This window comes from Porphyrobacter sp. LM 6 (assembly GCF_001720465.1).
GTDB lineage: Bacteria > Pseudomonadota > Alphaproteobacteria > Sphingomonadales > Sphingomonadaceae > Erythrobacter.
The window spans coordinates 737,267-762,007 of sequence record NZ_CP017113.1; the positions used below are offsets into that span (position 1 = coordinate 737,267).

Consider the following 24,741-nt stretch of genomic DNA (forward strand, 5'->3'; position numbering starts at 1 on the left):
CGGGTTAAGGACTCGCGCAGCCACGGCAGGGCGATTCATCAAACTGTCACAGAACAGTCGCTTTGCCGAAAGCGTTCGGGCCTAGGGCAGGCCACAGCACTTTGATTCTGTTCTCTCTCTTTACCGTCATCAGGGGCTCCACTCATGAAGCTTAAATATCTCCTTGCGGCGAGCATCGTCAGCCTTGCTGCGACGACCACCATCGCAACGCCGGCCTTCGCGCAGGAAACCACCTCGTCGGTCCGCGGCGACGTTTACGATCAGGACGGCAACCCCGTTGCCGGCGCGACCGTCATCGTGACGCACGTGCCCTCGGGCACCCGTTCGACCCAGACCACCGATGCCGAAGGCGGCTTCAACGCTGCTGGTCTGCGTCTTGGCGGCCCCTTCACGATCGAAGTGTCGGCTGCCGGCTTTGAGACCGCTTCGCAGGAAATCGGCTTCCTTACTGCCGGTCAGGCCCAGCGTATCAGCGTCTCGCTCGCCAGCGTCGGCCAGACCATCGTCGTGTCGGGCACCCGCACCAAGTCGGCGATTTCGCTCGCCACCGGTGCCGCCACCGTGCTCACCGCCAACGACATCGCCGGCGTTGCGAACATCAACCGCGACGTCCGTAACCTGGCCGCGCGCGATCCGCTGGTGACGCTTGATGCCACCAACAACGGCGCGATCAGCATCGCCGGGCAGAACAACCGCTTCAACCGCTTCACCGTCGACGGTGTGGCCTTCGGTGACCCCTTCGGTCTCGAATCAGGCGGCCTCGTGTCGTCGCGCGGCCCGGTGCCGCTTGACGCGATCGGCGAATTCTCGGTCGAAACCGCGCCGGTCGACATCCAGCAGGGCTTCTTCCAAGGCGGCGCGATCAACACCCAGCTCAAGGCGGGCGGCAATGCGTTCACCTTCATGGGCGCGGCCTACTACCAGAACGACGATCTGCGCGGCACCCGTGCGGACAACCTCCGCCGCGTCGGCGATTTCGACTCGCAGGTCTATGTGGCGCAGGTCACCGGCCCGATCATCAAGGACAAGCTGTTCTTCGCGGTCACCTACGAGCGCACCCGTGACACCGTCCCGGCCGACGTGCAGCCCTCGCAGCTCGGGATTACCGATGCCGAGCTCGACCTGATCAACGACACGGCCGAGAGCGTCTACGGCTTCGATACGCTCGGCGTTGCTAGCGACATCGTTGAAAGCGACGACAAGCTGGTCACCAAGCTCGACTGGAACGTGGCCGATGGTCACCGTCTGAGCGCGACCTACATCTGGAACGAAAGCGCTCTGCTTGCCGGCCAGACCGGTACCGGCCAGATCGTTGCCAACAACCCGACCTTCAACCTGCTGTCGAACAACTACACGCAGGGTGCGAAGAACCACTTCGGGATTCTGCAGTCGAACAACCAGTGGTCGGACAACTTCTCGACCCAGCTGCGTATCTCTTACGCCGATTACGTGCGCCTGCAGGAGCCGTTCGGTGAAAAGACCTTCGGCGAGTTCAGCGTCTGTCTTGACCCCACCAACCCGACCACTGGCGTCGGTGCGGCTCCCGCGGTCTGCTCGCCCAACCAGCAGCGCCTCGTGTTCGGCCCGGACATCAGCCGTCAGGCGAACGAGCTCGACAGCCAATCGCTCGCAGTCGAATTCGCCGCGACGCTGAAGATCGAAAACCACACCCTCAAGCTGATCGCAGAGCGTCGTCGTCAGGACGTGCGCAACCTGTTCGCCCAGCGCGTTTCGGGTGCATGGCTGTTCGACAGCGTGGCCGATTTCCAGGCACGCCGTGCGAACGAGCTCGACTATGCCGTGCCGCTGCGTGGCGGGATCGACACCGTTACCGCCGAATTCCAGAACAACAGCTGGACCTTCGGCCTGATGGACACGATCGACCTGACCGACAACCTCACCGTTGTCGCTGGCGTTCGTTACGACCTGTTTGACACCCCGGATGAGCCGTTCTTCAACCAGTTCTTCCTCAACCGCTTCGGCTTTGCGAACAACGACACGCTCAACGGGCGTGACCTGTTCCAGCCGCGCTTCGGCCTGAACTGGCAGCCGACCGACCGTCTGCAGATCCGCGGTTCGGCGGGCCTGTTCGGCGGGGGCAACCCGCTGGTGTGGATTTCGAACAACTACTCGAACCCCGGTCCGACGCTTCAGCGCGTGCGCGTGCGCCGCAATGCTGACGGCACCTTCTCGACCCCCGAACAGGCCGTGCTCGGCCTGACCACCGCTCAGGTGCAGGCGCTCGGCGCTGCGACCCTGAACAACGTGTCGGGTGGCGAAGGCGTGCCGCAGGCGCTGATCGATGCCGTCCGTCAGGCCGGTTTCGCCGGTTCGCCGACCAACGCGCTCGACCCGAACTTCGAGCCGCCCTCGCAGTGGCGCTTCTCGGGCTCGGTCGACTACGAAGCCAACCTCGGCTTCCTGGGCGATGGCTGGAACGTCGGCGTCGACGTGATCTACTCGAACATCAACAATGCTCTCGAGTGGACCGATCTGCGTTCGGTCGAGCAGACCAGCACCCTGCCGGACGGCCGTCCGCGCTACAACGTGCTGACCGGCGCAGCGGGTGAAAACACCGACATGCTGCTCACCAACACCGGCTTCGGCGAAAGCTGGAACGTGGTAGCCCGGTTCGACAAGAACTGGAGCTCGGGCTTCTTCCTGAACGGTTCCTACACCTTCCAGGACGTGCAGGATCAGAACCCGGGCACGTCGTCGGTGGCGTTCTCGAACTACACCAACACCGCCTTCACCGATCCGAACTTTGCGGCACAAGGCATCGCGAACTACCAGCGCGATCACCAGTTCCGCCTCGGGGCCGGCTTCGACAGCGAGCTGTTCGGTGACAACAACACCCGCATCGAGTTCTTCTACAACGTCCGTTCGGGCCAGCGTTACAGCTACACCATGAACGACCCGACCAATGGTCGTTCGGCGGTGTTCGGTGTGAACGGTCGCGGTAGCCGCGGTCTGCTCTACGTTCCGAATGTCAGCAGCCAGACTGCCGATGCGCGCGTGGTCTATGACTCGGCGGCGACTTTCGCGGCGGTTCAGGCTCTGGTTCAGGGCTCGGAACTGGCTGATTACCAGGGCCAGATCGCGCCGAAGAACATCGCCAAGACCCCGTGGGTGCACAAGCTGGACCTCTCGGTGCGTCAGGAAGTGCCGTTCGTCTTCGGCGGCAAGCTTGAGCTGATGGCCGACGTCGAGAACATGCTGAACCTGATCGACAAGGATTGGGGCACCATCCGCCAGGTTGGCTTCCCCTACACCGCGGCGGTTGTGAACGTGCAGTGCCTCCAGACGGTCGGCGGCGCTGCTGCCACCTCGGCAGCTCAGCCCTGCGCTCAGTACCGCTACTCGAGCTTCCGCGCTCCGGTCGAAGCGACCAACATCAACGGCTCGCTCTGGGGCGTCCGCTTCGGTGTTCGCGTCCGCTTCTGATCGCTTCCGCGATTGCAAAACATGCGAAGGGCGGTCCGGCAACGGGCCGCCCTTTTGCTATGGGGCGCAGCTCTAGCCGTTGGCGCTGTCGGCAGGTTGGGGGGTGCCTGCCTGCCCGGCACCTTCGGCCAGCGCGACCAGCTCTTGCGCCAGCGCGCGGCTCACAGCCGGGCTGGCCTTGTCCTGTAGCGAGCGTTCGAGTGCGGCGGCGCAGCGTCCCAGTTCATCCTCGCCGAACAGCCCGGCGGTGCCGGCAAACTGGTGGGTGAGGCGGATCAGTTCATCGCGCGTAGGATGGGCGGCGGTGGGTGCGCCGCTAGCCACATCGGACAGCATACCGCCCTCGGCCAGCGCCGCCTCCACCGCCGCCAGCGTCTCGCGCCGGCGGGCCTGCCAGCGGGCAAGCATCTGCGGTGAACGTGCAGAGGATGTCGCGCCCCTCATCACTTCTGGTGCGCGGGGCGGTGTGTCGCTCTCGACGATCCGGGTCGGCAACCAGCGTTGCAGCGCGCGCGCAAGATCGGCGAATACCACCGGCTTGGCGAGGTGCCCCTGCATCCCCGCCACCCGCGCGGCGGCGACATCCTCGGGAAAGGCATTGGCGGTGAGCGCGATGATCGGCAGCACGTCCGGCCCGATCCCTTCGGTGCGGATCGCGCGGGTGGCGGCATAGCCATCGCAGCTCGGCATCTGCACATCCATCAGCACCAGATCATAGGGGCGGGCGCGGAGCATGCTGTCGATCACCATCGCGATCGCTTCGTTTCCATCATGCGCGGCTTCGACCTCAAGCCCGCAGCGCTCAAGCATTTCGCTCACCAGCAGGCGGTTGATGTCGTGATCCTCGACCAGCAGGATTCGCGACCCGGTGGGGAGCGGCGGCGGACTTTCGGGCACAGCGGGCCCGGCAACCGGTACGGGGGCGGCCAGCACCGCAGGCAGCACCAGCGTGAAATGCGACCCCCTGCCCGGCGCGCTCGCCGCCTCGATCCGCCCGCCCAGCAGCGCGGTAAGCTGGCGGCTGATCGACAGCCCGAGCCCGGTGCCGCCAAAGCGCCGATCGGTATCGCTTTCGCCCTGGGTGAAGGGCTGGAAGATGCTTTCGATCCGTTCGGCGCTGATGCCGATGCCGGTGTCGGCGATGGTGATCCGCACCTCGTTCGGGGTGATGCGATAGGCCAGCCGAACCTGCCCTGCCTCGGTGAACTTGACCGCGTTGCCGAGCAGGTTGAGCACGATTTGGCGAAGCCTTAGCCCGTCAGTGGTGATCCACGGAGCGGACGGCGCCGGAGCCTCCGCTTCCCCGTCATCTTCGCGCAGCAATTCGAGCGTCAGCCCCTTGCGTTCGGCGGCGGGACGAAGCAGCGCGGCACATTCGGCGAGGCTCGCATGGAGATCGACCGGCGCTGTCGCAATCGCGAACTGCCCGCTTTCGATCTTGCTGAGGTCCAGCACATCGTTGAGCAGCGTCATCATCGACCGGCCCGATTGCACGATCAGTTCGGCAAAATGGCGTTGCTGATCGTCGAGATCGCCCTGCAGCATCAGTTCGGCAAAGCCCAGCACCCCGTTCATCGGCGTGCGGATCTCGTGGCTCATGTTGGCGAGGAATTCGGACTTGGCACGCGCGGCATTTTCGGCGGTGCGGCGGGCGCGGGTGAGCAGCAGTTCGAGTTCGATCCGTTCAGTCACATCGCGCGCGGCGACCACCACGCCTTCGCGCTGCCCGGTCTCGGCATTGCGCACCACCGCGCAATCGGCTTCGAGGAACACGGGCGTGCCATCGGCGCTGTCACGGAACCGCCGATAGGTGACGCGCTCCTTTTCGCTGGCCCCTTCGAGCAATCGGGCAAGCGCGCCGATCGCCCTGTCTCGTGAGTCCGGATGGAGGCGCGCACCAAGCGGCTTGCCGACATAGGTTTCCGGCGGCGCGCCCATCACCTCGCGGACAGAGGGTGAAGCATAGGTGCATACGCCGTGGAGATCATAACGCAGGATCGCGTCGGTGATGTTGTCCGCCAGCAGATCGACCTCGCGCTTGCCAGCTGCAAGCGCCGCCGTCATCCTGTCGCGCCCGGCGATGATCGCGGCGATCGGTAGCCCCGTCAGGAAATTGGCGGCGACGAAGGCCTGCAGCAGATAGAGCTGCGCCAGATCGCTCACCCCTGACATGCCGCGAACAGCCGCGATGGGGCCAAGACCGGCCGAGGTCATCGTCCCTGCCACCAGCGCCACGCCCACAACGTGGACCGCGCTGCCCAGACTGCCGAGCCTGAAGGCGTGGAGCAGCGTGATCGGCGGGATCAGGAACATCAGCGGATACTGGCTCTGGTTGAAGATCAGGAAGGCGCTGGTCATCCCTCCGGCCAGCAGGGCGAGGCTTTCCGCGAGGCCTGCCTCGCTGCGCGGCAATTCGCCCCTGACATGATCGGTCACCAGCAGCACGGTCGGCACGATCAGCAGTAACGCCATGCCGTCTGCCATCAGCCATGCGAGCACCCCGCTGCGTGCCGCATCAAGGCTGCCGCCCAGCACCGGCGTCACGCACAGCGCCGAAAGCGCAGGGCCGACCAGCCCACCCGCCCAGACGAAACGAACCAGATCGGACAGCCGCGTCATGTCCGGGCATCGTCGCGGGCCCGCCCGGCTCAGCGCCAGCACCGCGATGATTTCAATGAGATTGGCGATCGCGAAGGCGGCGACCACGTGTTCGGGCTGGGCGATAACCAGATTGACCGCCAGGCGGGCCGCCGGCACCGCCAGCAGGAACGGCACCTCGTTGCTCAGCCGGGCCCGCAGCAGGAAGGCGACTGCAAAGGCGTTCGCCAGCCAAATCGGGCTGATTGCGCCGACCTGCACCGGAAGCGTCAGGCTGAGGTAGGCAAGGGCGGAATACCCGGCCGCGCCGAGCACCGCCGCCCACAGACTGCGCTCGTCGATCGGGCCGAGGCTGATCCAGTTGCCGGGCCGGACGAGCCACCACTGGCCGAGGCGACCGGTCAGCCCGCGGTGCGGGCGGGAAACCCGGCGGAAACGGGGCGCGTGTGCCCCTTCGCCCGCCGGGGCTTGACCGGCTGCGCCCTGCGGAAGATCGCTGATGCGTTCCCCGTGGTCATGAATTGCGCGCCCGATGCCTGCGCTCCATCGCCAAATGCTGTGGCATTGGTATAGTTGCCCGAGGGCGGATTCCGGACGAAACCTCGTCCGGAATGGAGCTATCCGGAACGAAGGGCTTAACGATGTCGCAGGCCAGAGGATTTCGTGCGCAGCGCCGGCGGCCAAGTGTGCCGCTGATCGTGCTGATCGTGCTGTTCCATCTGGCGGCGCTCTATGGCTTGGCGCGCGTTTTCGCGCCGGACATGACGGCGACAGTCGAGCGCGAGGTGGTGTCGGCCTTCACGGTAACGATTACTGCGCCGCCCGATCCTCCGCCGCCCGAAAACCAGCCCGAGCCCGACGAGGGCGCGCAGGGTGCGCCGGGACGCGAGGCGGTGGCCAAGCCCGTCTCCGCGCAGCCGCCCAAGGTCAAGGTCAAGCAGGATCAGGCGCTGCCGCGGGCCTCATCGACCGGGAACGCGAACGATTCCGGCGCGGCTGCGGCGGGCGATGGCACCGGGGCGGCCGGAACGGGTCTTGGCACGGGCAGCGGCAACAGCGGCAGCGGGCGCGGCGGCGTGGCCGTGTCGAAGCCGGTGCACATCTCGGGTCGGATCGACAATGCCAGAGATTTTCCGGTGCCGCCGGGCGGACGCGAAGCGCGACGCGGGACGCAGGTGATCGTGCGGGTCATCGTCGGCACCGACGGGCGCGCGCGCAATTGCTCGGTCTATCGCCCCAGCCCCGATCCCGAGGCTGATCGCATCACCTGTCAGCTGGTCGAAAGCCGTCTTGGCTTTCGTCCGGCCACCGATGCCGCAGGGAATCCGGTGCCTGCTCCGTTCTATTGGCGCCAGCAATGGTTCTGATTGCGCCAGATCGGGGGCATCGCTCGGCGAACCGGGCCAAGAGTACTGGCTTTGTCCGGGGGTTCCGGTGTAGCAATTGGCTCAGGAAGGACGAAAAATCAGCGTGATGGCGATTCATCCGGTTATCCTGTGCGGCGGCGGCGGCACCCGTCTGTGGCCGGTCAGCACCCTTTCACTGCCCAAGCCGTTCCTGCCCCTGCTCGGGGCCGAAACCCTGTTCCAGCAGGCGGTTGCCCGCGTGGCTGGTGACGCGCAGTTCGCGCCGCCGCTGGTGGTGGCAGGTGCGGCCCATGCCGATCTGGTCATGGCGCAGCTTGGCGATGTGCCCGGCGCGCGTCTGGTGATCGAGCCGGCGGCGAAGAACACCGCCCCTGCGATCGCGCTCGCTGCGGCGCTGCTTCCGCAAGATGCGGTGATGCTGATCTGCCCGAGCGACCATTACATCGCCGATCCCGCAGCCTTCCGCGCCGCCGCACTGGCCGCGGCCGCGCTGGCAGCCCAGGATTATCTGGTGTCCTTCGGCATCACTGCCGACCGGCCCGAAACCGGCTACGGCTATCTCCAGCGGGGCGAACCGCTGGCAGGTGGTTTTGCCGTGCGGCGCTTCGTCGAAAAGCCCGATCGCGTGGCCGCAGAGGCCTACCTCGCCAGCGGCGAATACAGCTGGAACGGCGGCATCTTCGCCTTCCGCGCCGGAAAGCTGTTGGCCGAACTCGCTGCCCATCGTCCCGAGATGGCGCGGCTGGTGGCCGAAGCCGTGGCACAGGGCAGCAACGATGGCACCCGCTTCCACCCCGCACCCGGCCCCTTTTCCGCGATCGCCGGGGAATCGATCGATTATGCGGTGATGGAAAACACCGCGCGCGCAGCGATGGTGCCGGCCAGCATGGGCTGGTCGGATATCGGCAACTGGGCGGCACTGGCCGATGCCATGTCCGAAGTCGCGGATGACGCGGGCAACATCGTGCGCGAAGGCGAGGTCAATCTTCTGCAATGTCGCGGCGTGCTGGCGACGAGCGATGGGCCGCGCATTTCCGCCATCGGGCTCAAAGATGTGTGCATCATCGTATCCGGCAACGAAGTGCTGGTGACCACGCGCACTGGCGCGCAGGCGGTGGGCAAGCTGCCGGGAGCGGCAAACCAGTGAATAACGCGCGTCAGCTTCCCGCCCTGATGGTCGAGAAGGTTTGGGGTCGCGATGATCTGCCAGCGCCGTTCGTGGCTCCGCAAGGCCAGCGGATCGGCGAGATCTGGTTCGAACCCCCGCCCGAATTGCCGCAAGTGCTGATCAAATACCTGTTCACCTCCGAGAAGCTGTCGGTGCAGGTCCACCCTTCCGATGCCAATGCGCTGCCGGGCGAGGCGGGGAAGGAAGAATGCTGGCTGGTAATTGATGCCGCGCCTGATGCGCGGCTGGCGATCGGCTTCCGGCACGCTGTCGAGCGCGAGGATATCGCTGCCGCCGCGCGCGATGGCAGCATCGAGCAGCTGCTCCAGTGGTATCCCGCCCGTCCCGGTGATCTTTTCTATCTGCCTGCTGGCACGGTTCACGCGATTGGCGAAGGGTTGGCTCTCGTCGAAGTGCAGCAGGCCAGCGACACCACCTTCCGCCTCTACGACTATGGCCGCCCGCGCGAGCTGCATCTGGACCGCGCGCTGGCGGTGGCGCGGGGGGAACCCTATGCCGCAGCGCATCGCCGCTCGATTGCCGATGGTCCGGTGCTGGTCGATGGCCCGTTCTTCCGGTTTGACCGGATCGAGGGCGCGCCCGAGCCAGCGACCTTCGCAGCCTTCACAGGTCCGCTGCTGGCGCTGCCGCTCGCCGGCAAGCTGTCGGCCGGCGATGTTCGGGCCGGCCCAGGCGAATGCCTCTATGCGCCCGCGTGCGACGTGGTGGATTTCAGCCACGCCGAAGTCACCTTGCTGGTGCGCGCCGCAATCTGACCATGCGCTAGCCGGCGCGCAGCAAGCCTTCGATCTCGGCGAGGCCATAGGGCTTTCGCAGCACCGCATCCGCGCCCATCCGTTCGAACCCGCTTGCGCCCTCGGAATAGCCCGTCGCCAGCACGAACCGCACCCCCGCCGCGCGCAGGGCCGCTGCGACCGGCTCGCTCGATTCGCCGCCCAGATTGAAGTCGATGATCGCGAAATCCGGGCGCCGTTCGGCAATCGCCGCGAGCGCGCCGGTGACATTGCTTTCGAGCCGGACGTGCCCGACGCCGAGGCGGCGCAGGTGTTCTTCGGTATCGAGCGCGATGATGATGCTGTCCTCGACCACCAGCACGTGGTCGGGCCGGTAGGCAAGCTGCGGCGTATCCGGATAGGCGGGGCGCTGGACGGATGTCGGCACGGTGACCGGCGCATTCTCCTCGCCCGCCAGATAACGCGCGGGAATGACGAAATCGGCCTCGACCCCGGTCAGCCGGTAACGCATCTCTGCCGTGCCTTGCAGATCGTGGGGGATGGTGCGGGTGATGATCGTCGAGCCAAAGCCGTGGCGCTTGGGGGCATTGACCGGCGGACCGCCGATCTCGCGCCACGCCATCGCCAGATCGCCCACTGGAGTGCGCGTTAGGCCAACCTCGACAATCCCGGCCGGTGCGGAGAGACTGCCGTATTTGGCGGAATTGGTGGCGAGTTCGTGCACCACCAATGCCAGGATTGTATAGGCTTCGGGCGTGATCAGCACATCCTCGCCGCTCAAGCGAAAGCGCCCGCCAGCCTCGCCGCAATAGGGTGCAAGTTCCGCCTGGAGCAGTCGCGCGAGCGGTGCCGGCCCCCAATTCTCTGCGGTGATGTTGTCATGCGCCGAAGCCAGCGCGGCAATCCGCCCGCCGAGGATCGCGGCAAAGCCGGGCACCGACAGCGCCTCGTGCTGCGATTGCGACACCAGCGCGCGGATCAGGCCGAGGACATTGCGGACGCGGTGGTTGAGCTCGGCGATCAGCAAATCCTGCTGCTGCGCGGCGCGCGCGCGTTCGCGGCTCAGATCCTCGCTCATTCGCAGCACGATTTCGATCAGCGTGCGGCGCAGGCGCGCGGCGATCTCGCATTCCTGCAAGTCCCAGTCCTGGCTGTGCCCGCGCACGGTTTCGTTCCAGGCGGCAAAGCTGGCGCGTGGTTCGAGCCATTCGCCCGGCTTCACCGCAGCCTTGGCGGGATCGCCTGCCCAGGTGATCATCCGGTCAAGCGGGCGCCGCCACAGCACCACCGCATCGCGCGTGCCGCGCGTAAGGGGCAGCACCAGCGCGCCCGCCGCGCGGGCGGCAAAGGCGGAGGCGGCGGGGATCTCGTCGGCCAGACGCGTGGTCGCATGGGGCGCACCGTCAAGCAGGTTGGTCAGCATCGGCACAATCGCGCTGAACTCGCCGGCATCGGGCGCATCGCCCAGCGCGCGATATGTGCCGTCGACGAACAGCGACAGGCCGTCATGCGCGATCGTGCCGCGCAGCAGCTCCTCGATGATCGGCAGGCTGTCGGTCAGCGTCATCCCGCCCGCCATCTGGAACAGCAGCCGGTCATTAAGCTGGCGGGCGCGTTCGCGCAGCGCCTCGGCCTGCGCCACCAGAATGCGGTCGAGCATCAGCGAGAAGGTCTGGCTCAGGAGGTCTGCGACGGTGCGCAGCGAAAAGGGCGGCAGGCGCGGGGTGCGGTGGTGGCAGGCGATCATGCCCCACAGCCGTTCATCGCGCACAATCGCAATCGCCAGCGAGGCGCTGACGTCCATATTCTGCATATAGGTCAGGTGGACTGCGGCTGGCGCGCGCAGCATGCTCATCGACAGATCGAGCGGTTCGCCTTGCGGACCCAGCGCCGGAACGATCGGCACCGACGGCGCGCGCGTGTCTGCGATGGTCCGGAAGCGGTTGCGGCGGAACAGCGCGCGCGCTTGCTGCGGGATATCGGCGGCGGGGTAGCGCAAGCCCTTGAACGGCTCGAGCGCCTCGTCCCGGTCCTCGGCGATCACCTCGCCGCTTTCATCGGGGTGGAAACGGTAGATCATCACCCGGTCATAGCCGGTCATCTGGCGCACCAGCCGGGCTGCGGTGTCGCACAGCCCTTCAAGGCTGCGCGCCTGTTCGAGCTGGGCGATAACGGGCACGATCATGCTGACATGGTCGGCAAAGGCGGTGCTGGCGTGGGGTTCGAACTCGATCACCGAAAGTGCCCCGCTGGCGTGGACCGCGCCATCGAACAGCGCCCCGGTGCCCGTCAGATCGAGCCCGAAGCGGCGCTCGATCGCGTCAGGCACGCTGAGGCTGGCCATCGCCTGTTCCAGGATCACGCGGGCACCCGGCGCGATTACCTCGGCCAGCGGCGTGCCGGGGGCGGGCAGGGCTGCAAGACCAAGCAGATCGCAAAGATTGGAGGAGCAGTGCGCCACGAGCCCCTCGGCATCGATTGCGATCAACCCGCCGAAGGACTGGATTGCGCCGATCTGGTGGATCGGCTCGCGGTCGCATTCGGTCAGCGCGCTGGTGGTCTGATGGAGGTTCATGTGCCGAGGCCCGGCCTGGCGCCCTGACCGGCAACGGCAAGGAAGTGCGCGAACACCGCCGCCGCCGTATCCGCCGCGCCGTCGGCCTCGCTGGCAGGCACAGGCTGTTCGATCCGGGCGCGCAGGCCCTGCCAGAACGCCATCATCGCCGCATCGCCGAGGAACGCGGTCGGCCATGCCCCGCCGCCGATGCGGGCGACCTGCTTGGCGATGGCGCGGTTGCCGAGCGCCGATCCGGCCAGCACCCAGGCCGCGCCCAGCGCATCGCCGGTCGCCGCGCGCGTGCGCATGAAGCCGGGGGCAGGCGGAGGCAGAGCTTCACCCAGCGCTTCCAGATCGGCAGCGATCAGCGGGGTTTGCGGGGGCGGGACGAGATCGGCGGGGGCATGGCACGCCAGCCAGTCTTCGAGCGGAGCGCGGGCGGCGTGCTGGAGCGCGAGGAAGCGCGCGTAATCGGCCCGGCTGCCCCAGCCGCTGGCTTCCTGCATCGCATTGTCGAGCAGATCATGCGCCGCCATCGTCGCGCTGCGCAGGTGCGTGCGCAAATCCTCGCTCGCAGCGATAGCGTTCGTCGCCCGCGCCATGTCGTTCGCCCTTCCCTACCAATCGGCACCGGTCTGCTACACGATCCCGAGTGTAAGGCAGAAGAAGCGTCAAATGTGTCAGGAAACTATGACACAGGGCGGCAGGCTTGGCAATTGCCGCAGGTGTCCTGAAGTCGGCAGTTGCGCCGAAACGAAGCGATCGGTCAGGGGGCGAGCAGCCGCCCGCCTTCCTTCTTCACCGCCGCCTCGAGCGGGCCGCGCATCACCGCGAACAGCATCGGCAGGTCCATTTCGATCACGACGTCGTTGTCGCGCACCTGAACCCCGCCGGGGATGGTCTGGCCCATCACTTCGGCGGTGATGGTCATGCGATCTTCGTTGGGCCAACCGGTGGTGACCCGCGCAAGGCCAGCGGGAAAGAAACCCGCGATCTCGTCGGCATGGGCGCGCATCCGGCGGCGGACTTCTTCCTTGGAGAGATCATGGGGCAGGGTCACGCGCATGGCTCAGCGCTCCTGTTTGGGCGGGGTGGCCGAAAAATCGGGGAGCGGTACGCCGGTATCCGGCATCGCGTCTTCCAGAGCTTCCGCCCCGCCATAGCGGTATTCGAGGTAGCGGCTCTTGATCGCCAGATCATCAAGCGCGCCTTCCGCAAGGCGCCTGGTCACGCGGTCGACTTCGCCCGAGAGCTTGGTGAGGCTGTCGGTCAGGCGTTCGTCGGCGGTCTTGCCAGCATATTCCTCGGCGCGCAGGTGGGCGGGGATCTTGCGGTAATTGTCGATCGTCTCGGGGATATATTCGCCCACCAGTTCGCGCACTTCGGCCATCGCCGGTTCGTTGTCGCCCAAGCCCTGCAATTGTAGGCCGAGCGCATCGAGCTGCACGCCGAGCTGATCGACCAGCGCCTGCGCAGCCGGGGGCAGGGTGGGGCGCTGGGCCTCCAGCCACAATTCGGTGCGCGCAACCATCTGCTTGGGGTTGCCGAGCCTCAGTTCGGCGCGCTGCGGGACCTTCACCTTTGAGAACTGCGCAAAGACCCCGACCACGACCGCGGTTACAAGGATCGCCGCCATCAGGCCCCAGAACTGAAGCCCGCCGATAATGCCGCCGATAATCCCCGCGCCGATCCAGACCGCCACCACGGCCAGCCCGATGTTTCGCACCCGCTTCAGCAGGCTTTTCATCTTCAGTTCGGCCGACCCGCGCCCAATGCTGCCGCGTGGCGCAGGGCGGTGGGTGCCGCCATCACGCTGGGTCACAAGACTGCGCTTCGCCTCGCGCAGGATGCGTTCGGAATCGCGCGTGCTATCGGGCATCAGCGATCCAGCGTCAGCAGTGACGGTTCGGACGCGGCGACCTTGGCCTGCGCTTGTGCCTGGCCTTCAGCGCGGGCGATATAGCCCTTGGACTTCTCGACCTCGTTGGTGAGCACGTTGACCGTCTGCTTCATCGATTCAAGCGCGCGCACCTTGAAGGCATCGACTTCGTCCATCGTGTCATAGATGTTCTGGAACGCGCGCTGGAGCGTCTCGAGCGGGATCGTGGAGGACGCCGCCTGCTCGTGGATCTGCGCGGTCTGTTCGCGCAGCAAGGTGCTGGTTGAATCGATGATGTCACTGGTGGTCTTGTTGAGAGCCGTGATCTGGCCGAGCACAAGGCGCTGGTTGGTCATCGCCTGCGCCACGGTGACAGCCGTGCGCAGTGCGCCGACGGTGGTCGTGCTGGCGCGGTCGACGCCCTTCACCAGTTCGACATTGTTCTTCTTGACCAGATCGAGCGCGAGGTAGCCCTGCACGCTCACGGCCATCTGGGTGAGCAGGTCCTGCGTGCGCTGGCGGACATAGAACAGTGCCGATTCCCGTAGCGCCTTGGCCTTGGCCGGATCAACGGAATCGAGTTCCAGCGCCTTGGCTTCCAGCCGCTCGTCGAGGGTCTTGGCGATGTGGATCATCTGCTCCAGCTCGCCCATCGCCGCCCACAACTTCTGCCGCTCGGTATCGATCGCGGCGTTATCGAGATGCAGTTCCTTCTTGCCGCTTTCGAGCCGCGTCAGGATCGAGGAGATATGCCCCTGCGCCGAAGTGTAGCTGTCGAAGTAGTTCTTGATCTTGTTGCCGAAGGGGATGATCCCAAGGATCTTGCGCGGGCCGGACAGCTTGCCCTGCCGGCCGGGATCGAGATCCTCGACCGTGCGGCGCAGTTCGGCGAGGTCCTTGCCCACCGAACCATCGGCATCCATCGCGCGCACCGGGCGATCGAGGAAGCGGTTAGACATCGCGGCGGCGGCGCGGATCTGTTCCTGCCCCATGCGGGTGATCTGATCGACCTTCTCGCCGAATTGCGGCGAGTTGGCATCGACCGAGACGAGCTCGTTGACGAAGGCATCGACCTTGGTGTCGAGTTTGGACTTCTGCTCGGTGGTGACCGGCACCAGCCCCGCAGCCTGCTCTGGCGCAACCTGCGGCACCGGCTCGGGCGGGGTCAGGGTGAATTCCGTCGCAGTGGTGGTTTGCGTTCCGTTGCTCATGCCTGTCTCGTGCTCCCTGCAGCCACCGCGCCCGCGCGCGATCGGCCATTCCCACTGTATTAGTAATCTAAAACACGTCTTTCAAGCGTGCGCGATCAAGCTACGCCTGAAACAGGCTCAGCGTCCAGCAGGTTAGGGTCGGTCGCTGACTTTAAGCCGCCAGATCAATCGGGACGATTTCGCCCGCGAGATACAGCTTCTTCGCCTTCGCGCGGCTGAGCTTGCCCGAGGACGTCCTTGGCAGAGTGCGCGGTGGCACCAGTTCGACGATGCAGCTCATGCCGGTGACCGAGCGCACCTTGTCCGCGATCTGGTCGCGCAGCTTCACGCGCTCTTCGGGGTCGGAGACCTTGCAATGCACCAGCACCGCGGGAGCTTCCTCGCCATTCTCCATCTCGATGGAAAACGCAGCGATGTCGCCGTGGTTGAAACCGGGCAGCTGTTCCACCGCCCACTCGATATCCTGCGGCCAGTGGTTCTTGCCGTTGATGATGATCATGTCCTTCGCCCGGCCGACGATGAACAGATAGCCGTTGGCGGTGTAGCCCATGTCGCCCGTGTCGAGCCAGCCGTCGACCAGACAGTCGTTCGTGGCGTCCTCGTTGCGGAAATAGGAGTGCATCACGCTCGGCCCGCGGCACCACACCTTGCCGATCTGGTGATCGCCCTTGGCCGTGCCGTCCTCGCCGCGGATCGCGACGTCCATGTCGGGCAGCGCCTTGCCGCAGTTGACGATCGCGCGGTAGCGGGCCGGACGCGACAGATCGCGCGGCGCGCCCGACAGGCGCTCTTCCTCGACCAGTTCGACGCGAATGCCTTCGCCCGGCGGCATCACCGTCACCGCCAGCACCGCCTCGGCAAGGCCATAGGAGGGGGTGAAGCTCGAGGCCTTGAAGCCCGCTTCGGCAAAGGCGTTGACGAAGTTCTGCATCACGTCGGGGCGGATCATGTCCGCGCCGTTCCCCGCGATGCGCCAGCGCGACAGGTCGAAGCGCTCGGCCACGCTCGACTGGCTGGAGATGCGGCGCGCGCAGATGTCGTAGCCAAAGGTCGGCGAATAGGAGAGCGTGTTGCCCGGGTTGCGGCTGATCATGTCGAGCCACGCCAGCGGACGGCGCGCGAAGGCATCGGGCTTGAGGTAATCGCCCGAGACCTGGTTGGCGATCAGCGACAGCAGGCAGCCGACCAGACCCATGTCGTGATACCACGGCAGCCAGCTGACGCAGCGGTCGTTCGCGCCGAGGTTCATGGTGGTCGAATGACCATAGAGGTTGTGCAGCAGCGCGCTGTGGGTCACCGCGACCCCTGTAGGGAAGCGGGTCGAGCCGGAGGAATATTGCAGGTAGCAGATATCGTCCGGGCTGGCCTGCGGCAGTTCGCAATCGGGCGCGGGGCGCTGACCGAAGGCCTGCCAGCTTTCCGCCGCACAGCCCTGCCGCGCGGCAGCAGCCTCGGCCATTTCGGCGATCTCTTCGGGGTAGAGCAGGATCTTGGGATCCGAGCTCATCAGCTGGATCGCCAGCTGGTCGATGAAGTTGTCCTTGCCCCCGAAGGTGGTCGGCAGCGGCAGCGGCACCGGCCAGGCACCGGCATAGATGCAGGCGCAGAACAGTGCGGCGAAATCGGCGCCGGTTTCCGCGATCAGAGCGACGCGGTCTTCCTTGCCGATACCCGCCGCGATCAGCCGGCGCGCCATCACCAGCGCATCTTCGCGCATTTGGGCATAGGGATAGACGTGCGCGAGTTCGCCGCGCATGTCGTGAAAGTTAAGCCCCTTGCGGCTTTTTGCGGCGTAGTCGATCGCTTCGTTGAAGGTTGCAAACTGCGCGCGGATTCGCGGCAGGTCGCAATCATTCGGCGTCGGCGTCAAAACGGCGTCGTTCATATTTTTCAGCGATACCCGTAAGTTGCGGCGCGTCCCGAGGCGTTCTCCCGCTCGCGCACTGGCGTAACCCCCTGTCGCCGGGCATGGTCGGCGATGTTCCGGATTTTGCATTTGAATAGGAAGGTGGCACGAATAAGGCGAAATGGTTTCACGTAAAGCGAATTCGTCATCATCCGGTCGCGAAGACGGGGCAGCTCATGGTGCCTCCGGGAGGAACCGGCCGCGCGTGAAGCCCCCGCTCAACGAGACCAAGCTGCGCGATCTGGCGCTGCATTATGCCGCCCGTTTCGCCACCACCGGCGCACGGCTGGAGGCCTATCTCAATCGCAAGATCCGGGAACGCGGGCTGGCCGAGGATGCGGATGGCCGTGTGGTAGTGCCCGATGTGCCTGCGCTCGTGGCCCGGCTGGTAGAACTCGGTTACGTCGATGACGATGCCTATGCCCGGATGCGCGCGCGGGATCTGGGCCAGCGCGGCTATGGCAAGCGACGGGTGGAGGAGGCGCTGCGCGGTGCGGGGGTCGATGAAGCGCTTCGCCAAGCCCACGCACCGGGTGAGGCCGCCGGACGGCGCGCGGCGGCACTGTTGGCGCAGAAGAAGCGGCTTGGCCCGTGGGCGCGTGAAGCCGATGTGGCTCCCGATCCCCTCGCCGCCCGCAAGGCCCACGAAAAAGCCGTTGCAGCAATGCTGCGTGCAGGCCACCAGTATGATCATGCGCGCTTCATCCTTGCTGCCACCCGCCCCGAGGCGGTGGAGGAATGGATCGACGAAGCCGCCGATCAGGAAGGAATGGACGAGAGATGGTAAGGCCGATGCTGATTGTTCTTGGCGCAGTGGCGGGCATTGTGGCCGCCTGTTCGCCGGGCGAAGGCGCCACCGCCACCGCGCAGACCCCGGCGGCTACCGCCGCACCAGCGCGCCATCCGGTTTCGGGCCTTCAGGTGATCGATCTGGTGGTTGATCGCGGGGGCAAGCGCCTGCCGTTCCGGGTGGAGCTCGCCGATACGCCCGAGGCGCAGGCGCGCGGGCTGATGTTCCGCACCTCGCTCGGCGATAACGAGGGGATGCTGTTCCCCTCCGAGGTGCCCGCGCCGCGCAGCTTCTGGATGAAGAACACCCCGCTCTCGCTCGACATCATCTTTGTCGGAGCGGACGGACGGATCAGCAACATCGCCGCCAATACCGTGCCCTATTCGCTCGATTCGGTGCCCTCGGCCGGGTTCGCCATCGCGGTGCTCGAACTGCGTGCGGGCCGCGCGGCGGAACTGGGGATCGTGCCGGGGGATACGGTCAGCTGGTAGGTCGCGCGCCCGCCTCTGCGGGCACGTCCTCGGTGCTTTCCCTCCGCTACGTTGCGGCGCACCTGCGGGGCGGTCGCGTGGCCTCGCGGTAGCTGCGCGACCGTTGGAACCATTCCTTCCACAATCAATCTTGGCGCTGCCAGCCAATTCGGCTAGGCGCGCGTTCATGGGAATCCTCGGAAAAATCTTCACCTGGTGGGACGGTGCGACCATCGGCACCCACCTCTGGGCGAGCCGCGCAGGCGGCGAGCATGTCGGCACCGATGCTGCGGGCAACAAGTATTACCGCGCCAAGCCCAAGGCGAAGGCCGCGAATGACGGCTCGTACACCAGCCGCGAGAAGCGCTGGGTGATCTATGCCGGGGCCAATGACGCGAGCCGCGTGCCCGCCGAATGGCACGGCTGGCTCCACGGCACCTACGACGATGTGCCGCAAAGCCATCTCCCCCCGCCCAAGGTGTGGGAGGCTGATTACACCCCCAATGCCACCGGCACCGCGCAGGCCTATGTTCCGCAGGGCGCGCTTGAGCGTGGCGGCCAGCGTGCGCGCGCGGTCGGCGATTACGAAGCGTGGGTTCCCGGCAGCACGGACAACTGAGGCGCATGACGCGGCCTTGGCTCCTGGCAACGCCGCTGGTGGGCGCAATGGCGCTTGCCGCCTGCGATCAGGCTCCCGCCGAGCCGGAGACGGTGAAGGTGCCGCTCGACCAGCCGACAACCGCTGCAGGTGCGGGGGCGAATGCCGGGGCGCAGCCGCGCGCGTCGGGCGCTACCCCGATGGAAGATCGCGTGGCGGTGATCGGGCTGCTCAACAAGCGCAATAACGTCACCGAGAGCATCGAGCTGAAGCCTGGCGAAGCGCGCGAGATCGGCCCGGTGATCATCCGCGTGTCCGCTTGCGAGCGCACCGCGCCGTGGGAAATGCCGCAGGAAACCGGCGCCTTCGTTCAGGTCGATATCCGCGAGCGCGGCCAGCAGCAGCACCGGCGCGTGTTCTCCGGCTGGCTGTTCCGCGAATCGCCCAGCCTTAACGTTGTCGAACACCCGATCTATGATGTCTGGGTCAAGGACTGCACTATGCGCTTCCCGGGCGAGGAAGGCCCCGCATCGCCCGCGCCTGCGGCGACCACCGCGCCCGCTGCGGCTGCAACGCCTTCGCCCACGCCGTCGCCTGCGGCATCGCCTGCACCCGCCGCTCCTGCGCGGTAGCCTGCGCTGAACTGCCGCCACACCGCATCAAGGCGGGTGTGCGGTGTGCCCCAGGCCCGGTCCACCAACCGCCGGTAATCGGCCTGCGCGATCTCGACCGCGCCCATCGAACGCAGATGTTCGGTCATGAACTGGCAATCGAGCAGGGCGTAACCCGCCGCGCGCAGCATCGCCACGAGCCACGCAAGTGCAACCTTGCTGGCATCGGGCACGCGGCTGAACATGCTCTCGCCGCAGAACACCCGATCGAAGGCGACGCCGTAGAGCCCGCCGACCAGCCGCGTTTTCCCATCAGGGCCGGGGCTCCAGCATTCGACCGAATGTGCATGGCCGGCGCGGTGGAGTGCGAGATAGGACTGCACGATCCGCTCGGAAATCCAGGTTTCGGGGTGATCGGGCCGCGGCTCGGCGCAGGCGCGGATCACCTGTTCGAAGGCATGATCGAGCGTCACCGCGAAGCGATCGGCGCGCAGCACTTTCTTCAGCGACTTCGACAGATGCAGGCCATCGAGCGGAATGATCGCCCGCTCGCGCGGTTCGATCCAGAACACCTCCTGATCCTCGCGCCGGTCGGCCATCGGGAAAATCCCGCCGCGATAGGCGAGCAGCAATGTCTCGACCGGGATCGGAGGGCGGACGGGTGCGTGCATGGTCAGTACGAACCTACAACCGCACAGGCCTTGAGGCAAAGAGGATTGCCTATCGGGTGGGGCTCGGATAAGGGGCTGCTCCGCCGCGCTGCAGGGGTGTAGCTCAGCTGGTAGAGCATCGGTCTCCAAAACCGAGGGCCACGGGTTCGAATCCTGTCACCCCTGCCAGGCGCGGCGGCAACGCTTACCGGCAATCTTGCAATTGTCCGGCGCCCAGCGTAAAGGCGTCACCGTCTTTTCCGACATCGGTAGCAGATTATGCCCCTCCGGCGACCTTGTCCCGGGCGGCGCGGCCCCCTACCTGAAAGCCGTCTCGGACAAGACTCGAAGGCATCACGCGAAGGAACACAGGCTTCATGGCCGAACAGAACAACGTCGCTGAAGAAAAGAAGCGCAAGACCTCGGTCGGCGAGTTCGCGAATCAGGTGCGCGCCGAGACGAAGAAGATCGTCTGGCCGACCTGGGAAGAGACCTATCGCACCGGGATCTTCGTGTTCATCTTCATGCTGATCCTGTCGCTCTTTTTCCTCGGTATCGACAGCGTGTTCGGCCTCATCGTCCGCAGCGCGATCGGCCTGCTGCAATAAGGCGCACGCGCCCAACGCTTCTGTCCGTCAGACCCAATTCTCAAGGATTTCCCATGGCTCGCTGGTACATCATCCACGCTTATTCCGGTTTCGAGAACAAGGTGCGCGACGCGATCATTTCCGAAGCCGAACGGCTTGGCCTGTCCGACGGGGTCGAGGAAGTGCAGGTCCCGACCGAGACCGTGACCGAAGTGAAGCGCGGCAAGAAGGTGCAGGTCGAGCGCAAGTTCATGCCCGGCTACGTGCTGGCCAAGCTCAACATGACCGATGATGTCTATCACCTCGTGAAGAACACTCCGAAGGTGACCGGCTTCCTCGGCTCGGGCAACAAGCCGCAGCCGATCTCCGAAAAGGAAGCCGCGCGCTATTTCGGCGGTGTGGCCGAAGCGCAGGCAACCCCCAAGCGCGACATCAGTGTCGATTACGAGATCGGCGATTCGGTCAAGGTGCTCGAAGGCCCGTTCGCGAGCTTCAACGGCATCGTGGAAGAGCTCGATTTCGACAAGGCGAAGGTCAAGGTCAGCGTGTCGATCTTCGGCCGCGCGACCCCGGTCGAGCTCGATTTCGAACACGTCGAACTCTCGAAGTAAGCGCCTCCAGCCTAGCGCCGGCGGAAATGGTTGCTGAGCTCGCCTGACGACTTCCCGCACAGGTCGGGATGGGTATCTGCGTCGACCTCCAGCCAGATGCCGGTGAAGGTCGGTCCGAAGTATCGCTGCACCACCTGCCCGGCCTGCTCCTTCAGGCCGAGCCGGGCGAGCGTGAAATACAGCACTGTATCTTCCTGTGTGCGCTCGGTTCGGGCCCTTGGCTTGGCCGGATCGGGCGCCCGCGCGCGCCACAGTTCCAGCAGTCGCTCTTTGACCTCGGCCGGTGCGGCGCTGCCCATCCGGCTGAAACTTGCCAGCAGCTTGGTTTCCAGATCGCTCCGCTGGGTTTCCAGCCGGTCGAGCAGGATCGCCCGTTCGGCGGGGACGGCGGCATCGAGCCGCGCGTAGATTTCGCCGGTCTTCTGCGTCCACGGCCGCGCCGTCGCCGGATCGAGCCACGCAACCAGCCTGTGGCGGTAGGGGGCGAGGTCGGCATCGGGCAGCACGGCGACTAGCCGCCACAGGTTGCGCCCGGTTTCGCTTCCGCGCAGATTGCTGGCCTGCAACCTGGCGAGAGCGGCGAATATCCGGTCTGCATAGGGGGGCACCACCGCAGGCCGGTTGGGCAGATGGAAGAGCCAGCTATCCTTGATGAAGGTCAGCGGATCGGTGAGCATCGCCTCGAGGATCGCCAGATCCTTTTGCGTGCGCGCCGTGTCGGATGCTTTGGTCAGCGCGGCGACAGTTTCGACTCCGGCTGCGCGCGCGGCGATATCGGTTGAGGCTTCCAGCCCGAGCGCTGCGGCGATGATATCGTGCCCGTCGGGCGCCGGTTCGGGCTGCCCGGAGACGTTCAGGGGCCGCGGGCGCGAGCGCCACCAGCCGGCAAAGCCCTGCCATTTGGCTGCACCGCTGTTGAGAAAGTAGCCTATCTGCACAAACGGAAAGGGGCTGAGCAGGGCGGCAAAGGCGGCGCGCAGCTGAATGGCCTCGCCGCTGACCGTGTCGCGGACGGTGAAGTCCATCAGCTGCAAGGGCACCAGCTGGCGGCGTTCCTTGGTGCGATCGCTGATGATCTCTACCATCGGGCGACCGGGCTGGGCGGGCGCGCGGATAAAGACCATGTCCTGCACTTCGGGGGTTCGGCGCAGGCTTTCGTCGATGCCGCGTTTGCGCGAGGTGGAGAGGCCTGAGGTGTAGATGCCGCTCGACCGTGCCGGTTCGCCGTTGGCCAGCCGGCGCGCTTCGGCCGAGCCGATGAAGAACACCATGCCATGCTCGAAGATGCGCGGGAGGTCATAGGTCTCGAGCAGCGCAGCGGGTGACAGGTGCAGATCGCCCTTGCCCTTCACGAACACCAGATCGCGCTCATCGGGATCGAAGCGCAGCCGCTTGCCCGCGTTGAAAGCCGCGATCTCCCGCGCCATGCGGCGCACGGCAAGGCGCTCCCAGCCGAACACCAGATAATAGCCGCCGAAATAGAGCACCGGCAGCGCCAGCCATATGGCCGCCGCCTCGCCGGTCAGCACCTCCCAACCGATCCCGATCATGCCTGCGGTAATGAGCAGCCCCGCCCATGCAAAAGCCATCGCGAACATCAGGAAGATGCCGGTGACCGGGAACGCCTGCAGGATCACGACCACCACTGCGGCGATCAGGAACCATAGCGAATCTGGCGTTCCGGCAGGCAGATCGGGAAGTTGGTCGAGCATCACCCCTACCTAGCGCCTTCGGGTTAATTCCGCATCTGTGCAGAACGCTTGCATTTCCGGCCCTATTGCCATAGGCGCGCGCCTTCGCTCGGCCTTGGGTCCGGGTGATTCCGTGCGGGAGCTTCCGGCGTTGCACAGCCAGAGGCGTTTGACCGCTTAACATGAGCCGCGCTCGAAAGAGCAAGGCAAAAGTGCGACAGGAGTAAGGCCACATGGCCAAGAAAATTGAAGGCTATATCAAGCTGCAGGTGCCCGCGGGCTCTGCAACGCCCTCGCCGCCGATCGGCCCGGCGTTGGGTCAGCGCGGCGTCAACATCATGGAATTCTGCAAGGCGTTCAACGCCGCCACGCAGGAAATGGAAAAGGGCATGCCGATCCCGACCGTGATCACGGTCTATGCGGATCGCTCGTTCACTTTCGTCACCAAGACCGCGCCCGCGACCTACTTCATCAAGAAGGCCGCCAACCTCAAGTCGGGCTCAAAGGAGCCGGGCAAGGTGTCGGCCGGAACCATCAAGAGCTCGCAGATCCGCGAGATCGCTGAAGCCAAGATGGTCGATCTGAACGCGAACGACATCGAACAGGCAATGAAGATCATCGCCGGCAGCGCCCGCTCGATGGGCCTCGAAGTGGTGGAGGGCTAAGCACATGGCAAGGATCACCAAGAAGGCGAAGGTTCTGGCCTCGCTCGACCGCGAAAAGCTCTACACCATTGACGAAGCGCTGGGCGTGCTGCGCCAGTTCAAGGGCAAGTTCGACGAAACCGTCGAAGTGGCCATGAACCTCGGCGTGGACCCGCGTCACGCTGACCAGATGGTCCGTGGCATGGTGTCGCTGCCCTCGGGTACCGGCAAGGACGTCAAGGTTGCGGTGTTCGCCCGCGGCGACAACGCCGAAAAGGCGCTGGCCGCCGGTGCCGACAAGGTCGGTGCGGAAGACCTGATGGAAGACATGATGGCCGGTAATCTCGATTACGACCGCGTCATCGCCTCGCCCGACATGATGGGTGTGGTTGGCCGTCTGGGTAAGGTGCTCGGCCCCAAGGGTCTGATGCCGAACCCCAAGCTCGGTACCGTGACCCCGAACGTGGCGCAGGCCGTGACCGACGCCAAGGCCGGTCAGGTCGAGTTCCGCGTTGAAAAGCAGGGCATCATCCACTCGGGCATTGGCAAGCTCAGCTTCTCGGACGACGCGCTGAAGGCCAACTTCAAGGCGCTGACCGAAGCTGTCGTCAAGTCGAAGCCCTCGGGCGCCAAGGGCAAGTACGTCCGCAAGGTCTCGCTGACCTCGTCGATGGGCCCGGGCCTCAAGGTTGACCTGAGCGAAGTCGAAGGCGCGTAATCGCCTGTAGCACTGCGATCCCTGCGGGATCGAAGGCGCTACGATCAAACAATGACAGGGGCCGGAAGCCAATGGCTTCCGGCCCCTTGTTATTCGCGGAAAATACTCCATTTGAAGAGAGCTGCACGCAGGCTCTGCGCTCCTCCTCCCCTGCGGCACGACCTGGATAAGAGGTTCCTCGATGCCCGTTTCGCCGGACGATGATCGTTCGTGGCTCAAACCCAAATGGCTGGTAAGCGCCGTTGCGCTGGCCGCCTTCTCCCTGATTGCGAGTTACGACCTGCGCCTCGGCCTCGCGGCTGGCGCGCTCCTCGGCGTGGCGGGCGCGGTGTGGCTCTATCTGGCGCTGCGCTACGGATCGCTCAGCGGCGCGCCCTCTGGCCGTAACCTGGTGGTCAGCCGGGCCCGCCAGCAGATGAGCAATCGCCGGATTGCGGCCGATCAGGAAGATGATGTGTCGCCTGCCCCCGAACCGCAGGACTGAAG

General features: G+C 65.8%; 21 protein-coding genes, 1 tRNA gene and 1 pseudogene. 14 read left to right on the forward strand and 9 right to left on the reverse strand.

Annotated features, from left to right (window positions below; genetic code table 11):
• The first annotated feature begins 144 nt into the window (after window positions 1-144).
• Complete coding sequence (locus tag BG023_RS03660) at window positions 145-3,444, forward strand: TonB-dependent receptor (protein WP_069309261.1); 3,300 nt, start codon at window positions 145-147, stop codon at window positions 3,442-3,444.
• 72 nt (window positions 3,445-3,516) lie between these two features.
• On the opposite strand, the gene BG023_RS03665 is transcribed toward BG023_RS03660, so the two are convergent.
• Window positions 3,517-6,357, reverse strand: a complete 2,841-nt coding sequence (locus BG023_RS03665) for a PAS domain-containing sensor histidine kinase (RefSeq protein WP_069309262.1) — start codon at window positions 6,355-6,357, stop codon at window positions 3,517-3,519.
• 371 nt (window positions 6,358-6,728) lie between these two features.
• On the opposite strand from BG023_RS03665, the gene BG023_RS03670 reads away from it, so the two are divergent.
• The 3 genes from BG023_RS03670 (at window position 6,729) to BG023_RS03680 (ending at window position 9,353) form a co-directional block, all read left to right on the forward strand.
• Window positions 6,729-7,409, forward strand: coding sequence for an energy transducer TonB (locus BG023_RS03670; RefSeq protein WP_233993066.1), 681 nt, complete (start codon window positions 6,729-6,731; stop codon window positions 7,407-7,409).
• 103 nt (window positions 7,410-7,512) lie between these two features.
• A complete protein-coding gene (locus BG023_RS03675; protein WP_150122777.1) occupies window positions 7,513-8,556 on the forward strand; it encodes a mannose-1-phosphate guanylyltransferase in 1,044 nt (347 codons plus the stop codon).
• Between the two features lie 26 nt (window positions 8,557-8,582).
• Window positions 8,583-9,353, forward strand: a complete 771-nt coding sequence (locus BG023_RS03680) for a class I mannose-6-phosphate isomerase (protein ID WP_069309265.1) — start codon at window positions 8,583-8,585, stop codon at window positions 9,351-9,353.
• Window positions 9,354-9,360: 7 nt separating this feature from the next.
• Here the strand turns inward: BG023_RS03680 and BG023_RS03685 are convergent, their stop codons facing one another.
• The 6 genes from BG023_RS03685 to BG023_RS03710 form a co-directional block, all read right to left on the reverse strand.
• On the reverse strand, window positions 9,361-11,907 hold the full coding sequence (locus BG023_RS03685; protein ID WP_069309266.1) for an HWE histidine kinase domain-containing protein: 2,547 nt from the start codon (window positions 11,905-11,907) through the stop codon (window positions 9,361-9,363).
• Entirely contained in the window at window positions 11,904-12,491 is a 588-nt protein-coding gene (locus BG023_RS03690; RefSeq protein WP_083234511.1) for a biliverdin-producing heme oxygenase, read from the reverse strand. The genes BG023_RS03685 and BG023_RS03690 overlap by 4 nt, the downstream gene beginning before the upstream one ends.
• Window positions 12,492-12,655: 164 nt before the next feature.
• Window positions 12,656-12,955 (reverse strand): polyhydroxyalkanoic acid system family protein, encoded by a 300-nt coding sequence (locus BG023_RS03695; RefSeq protein ID WP_069309267.1) that lies wholly within the window; start codon window positions 12,953-12,955, stop codon window positions 12,656-12,658.
• 3 nt (window positions 12,956-12,958) lie between these two features.
• The gene (locus BG023_RS03700) at window positions 12,959-13,768 is read right to left on the reverse strand and encodes a hypothetical protein (RefSeq protein ID WP_069309268.1); all 810 of its coding nucleotides are present in this window, start codon (window positions 13,766-13,768) and stop codon (window positions 12,959-12,961) included.
• On the reverse strand, window positions 13,768-14,979 hold the full coding sequence (locus BG023_RS03705; RefSeq protein WP_069309269.1) for a toxic anion resistance protein: 1,212 nt from the start codon (window positions 14,977-14,979) through the stop codon (window positions 13,768-13,770). Before BG023_RS03705 ends, BG023_RS03700 begins: the two co-directional genes overlap by 1 nt.
• Before the next feature lie 151 nt (window positions 14,980-15,130).
• Window positions 15,131-16,864: a fatty acyl-AMP ligase gene (locus BG023_RS03710; protein ID WP_069309270.1), complete on the reverse strand. Its 1,734-nt coding sequence runs from the start codon at window positions 16,862-16,864 to the stop codon at window positions 15,131-15,133.
• A 226-nt stretch (window positions 16,865-17,090) separates the two neighbouring features.
• Here BG023_RS03710 and BG023_RS03715 point away from each other — a divergent pair, with 226 nt between their 5' ends.
• The 4 genes and pseudogenes from BG023_RS03715 to BG023_RS15035 form a co-directional block, all read left to right on the forward strand.
• Entirely contained in the window at window positions 17,091-17,672 is a 582-nt protein-coding gene (locus BG023_RS03715) for a regulatory protein RecX (protein WP_233993067.1), read from the forward strand.
• 5 nt (window positions 17,673-17,677) lie between these two features.
• The gene (locus tag BG023_RS03720; RefSeq protein ID WP_069309272.1) at window positions 17,678-18,166 is read left to right on the forward strand and encodes a DUF192 domain-containing protein; all 489 of its coding nucleotides are present in this window, start codon (window positions 17,678-17,680) and stop codon (window positions 18,164-18,166) included.
• A gap of 166 nt (window positions 18,167-18,332) precedes the next feature.
• A complete protein-coding gene (locus tag BG023_RS03725) occupies window positions 18,333-18,764 on the forward strand; it encodes an NADH:ubiquinone oxidoreductase subunit NDUFA12 (RefSeq protein WP_069309273.1) in 432 nt (143 codons plus the stop codon).
• 179 nt (window positions 18,765-18,943) lie between these two features.
• Window positions 18,944-19,180 (forward strand): annotated as a pseudogene (locus tag BG023_RS15035) (DUF2155 domain-containing protein); the annotation flags it as partial.
• Window positions 19,181-19,215: 35 nt separating this feature from the next.
• Here BG023_RS15035 and aat read toward each other — a convergent pair.
• Window positions 19,216-20,025 carry a leucyl/phenylalanyl-tRNA--protein transferase gene (gene aat / locus BG023_RS03730; protein WP_069309274.1) on the reverse strand — a complete coding sequence of 270 codons (810 nt, stop codon included), beginning with the start codon at window positions 20,023-20,025 and terminating at the stop codon, window positions 19,216-19,218.
• Window positions 20,026-20,117: 92 nt separating this feature from the next.
• Here aat and BG023_RS03735 point away from each other — a divergent pair.
• The 3 genes from BG023_RS03735 (at window position 20,118) to nusG (ending at window position 21,202) form a co-directional block, all read left to right on the forward strand.
• Window positions 20,118-20,193 (forward strand) — tRNA-Trp (locus tag BG023_RS03735).
• A gap of 188 nt (window positions 20,194-20,381) precedes the next feature.
• Window positions 20,382-20,612: a preprotein translocase subunit SecE gene (secE, locus tag BG023_RS03740; protein ID WP_069309275.1), complete on the forward strand. Its 231-nt coding sequence runs from the start codon at window positions 20,382-20,384 to the stop codon at window positions 20,610-20,612.
• Window positions 20,613-20,665: 53 nt separating this feature from the next.
• Entirely contained in the window at window positions 20,666-21,202 is a 537-nt protein-coding gene (gene nusG / locus BG023_RS03745) for a transcription termination/antitermination protein NusG (protein WP_069309276.1), read from the forward strand.
• A gap of 11 nt (window positions 21,203-21,213) precedes the next feature.
• Here the strand turns inward: nusG and BG023_RS03750 are convergent, their stop codons facing one another.
• Complete coding sequence (locus BG023_RS03750) at window positions 21,214-22,914, reverse strand: hypothetical protein (RefSeq protein ID WP_069309277.1); 1,701 nt, start codon at window positions 22,912-22,914, stop codon at window positions 21,214-21,216.
• A gap of 212 nt (window positions 22,915-23,126) precedes the next feature.
• Here BG023_RS03750 and rplK point away from each other — a divergent pair, with 212 nt between their 5' ends.
• The 3 genes from rplK to BG023_RS03765 all read left to right on the forward strand — a co-directional run bounded on the left by rplK (window position 23,127) and on the right by BG023_RS03765 (window position 24,739).
• The gene (gene rplK / locus BG023_RS03755; RefSeq protein ID WP_069309278.1) at window positions 23,127-23,558 is read left to right on the forward strand and encodes a 50S ribosomal protein L11; all 432 of its coding nucleotides are present in this window, start codon (window positions 23,127-23,129) and stop codon (window positions 23,556-23,558) included.
• A gap of 4 nt (window positions 23,559-23,562) precedes the next feature.
• Window positions 23,563-24,255 carry a 50S ribosomal protein L1 gene (gene rplA, locus BG023_RS03760; protein ID WP_069309279.1) on the forward strand — a complete coding sequence of 231 codons (693 nt, stop codon included), beginning with the start codon at window positions 23,563-23,565 and terminating at the stop codon, window positions 24,253-24,255.
• A 181-nt stretch (window positions 24,256-24,436) separates the two neighbouring features.
• Window positions 24,437-24,739, forward strand: a complete 303-nt coding sequence (locus BG023_RS03765; RefSeq protein ID WP_069309280.1) for a hypothetical protein — start codon at window positions 24,437-24,439, stop codon at window positions 24,737-24,739.
• The last annotated feature ends 2 nt before the right edge of the window (window positions 24,740-24,741 follow it).